This is a genomic window from Deltaproteobacteria bacterium, assembly GCA_011773515.1.
GTDB lineage: Bacteria > Desulfobacterota > Deferrimicrobia > J040 > J040 > WVXK01.
In genome coordinates, this window is the sequence record WVXK01000019.1 from 1 (window position 1) to 1372 (window position 1372).

The 1372-nt window shown below is 58.1% G+C and carries 2 protein-coding genes; both read left to right on the forward strand.

Translation table 11 applies throughout. From position 1 onward, the window contains the following. Positions 1-912 (forward strand): hypothetical protein (locus tag GTN70_02570; protein ID NIO15877.1); only part of this gene is annotated, 912 nt, incomplete at its 5' end. A 149-nt stretch (positions 913-1061) separates the two neighbouring features. Further along, on the forward strand, positions 1062-1372 hold a 311-nt coding region (locus tag GTN70_02575), incomplete at its 3' end, for a redoxin domain-containing protein (GenBank protein ID NIO15878.1).

The window sequence follows — 1372 nt, forward strand, 5'->3', positions numbered from 1 at the left end:
GAAGCCATACTCGGTGATTTTTCCGAGCCCGGCCTCCCCTTTACGAAGGAGGACGTCTGGTTCACCATAGGGGGCCACTGGGATCAGAGGTACCTCACGAAGATAGATGACGACTTCTACGTCCTTCCCCGGCTCTGGTCTGTGCAGAGCAAAAAATGGAGGCCTTACTCGACATGGGCCTGGAAAAAGAGGCCCTATTCGAAGTTCTGCGCCGGATGCCACTCGGTGGCGTACGACCCGGAGCGGAAGGCCTTCGCGGAGCACACGATCGGCTGCGAGGCCTGCCACGGGGAGGGAAAAATGCACGCCGAGAACCCGGGCAGGGAGAACATCGTAAATCCCACCCGCCTCCCCCGGGACCGCGCCGACATGATCTGCGCCTCCTGCCACGTCCGGGGGAAGGATTCGACGGGAGAGTATTTCTATCCCGTCGGCTATAAGCCCGGCGAGGACCTCTCGAAATTCATGGTCCCCCTGGAAAAAGAGGAGGGGGAGACGGTCATGGCGTCGATTTTGCGGCTCTGGGAGAAATGGAAGGGCGACAGGGAGGACCAGGCCAGGTCGCGCTGCGAGGTGTGCGGAATCCACCAGCCGAAAAAACCGCAAAGTGAGAGAAAAGACGTGAGCGGCATGTGCCTGGGCTGCCACGAATTCGGGGATAGCCTGGCGAAACACACCCGCCACGATCCAAAGGTCGAGATCTCCTGCACGGCCTGCCACAAGCAGAAGGTCAACCCCATGGACAACAAGGAGGAAAATGTCCACTCCTACTCCTATTTTCTCGTGCACCCCTTGAACTGCTGGGATGAAGAGATCTACAACCACTGTGGAAGCTGCCATGTGGAGAAAGACAGGGACTGGGCTCTCTCCGTATTCTCCGAATGGAAGTACCCGAGGGAGACCGGCCACTGAGTGAATAGAACGGGCGATTCAAGCGTTCAATAGAGAGCGGGGCTGCCCACGCCCGGCCGCAGAGAATCCGGCGGAACGTGGGATGTAAAACAGGGATGTAAAAAATAGATCTGTAGTGGTAGACTATTTTTTATTCAAGGGGCTGGGAAATGATCAGGAAATCGACATGTCTGCTCGTCCTTATCCTCTTTGCATCCGTCTTTTCCTCCGGGCTTTTCGCCCAGGACACGGCGATGGGGGTGAAGATCGGCGAGAAGGCCCCCGATTTCACGCTCACGGACCTCCAGACGGGGGAGGAGGTGAGACTCTACGACCTGGTGGGGGAGAAGGTGATCATGCTCGAGTTCTGGGCTCCCTGGTGCGACATCTGCAAACGGGAGATGCCCGAGCTCGTGCGGGAGTACAACGAATTCAGGGACAAGGGCTTCGAGCTCCTCTCCATCGTCCTCCAATCGGGGGA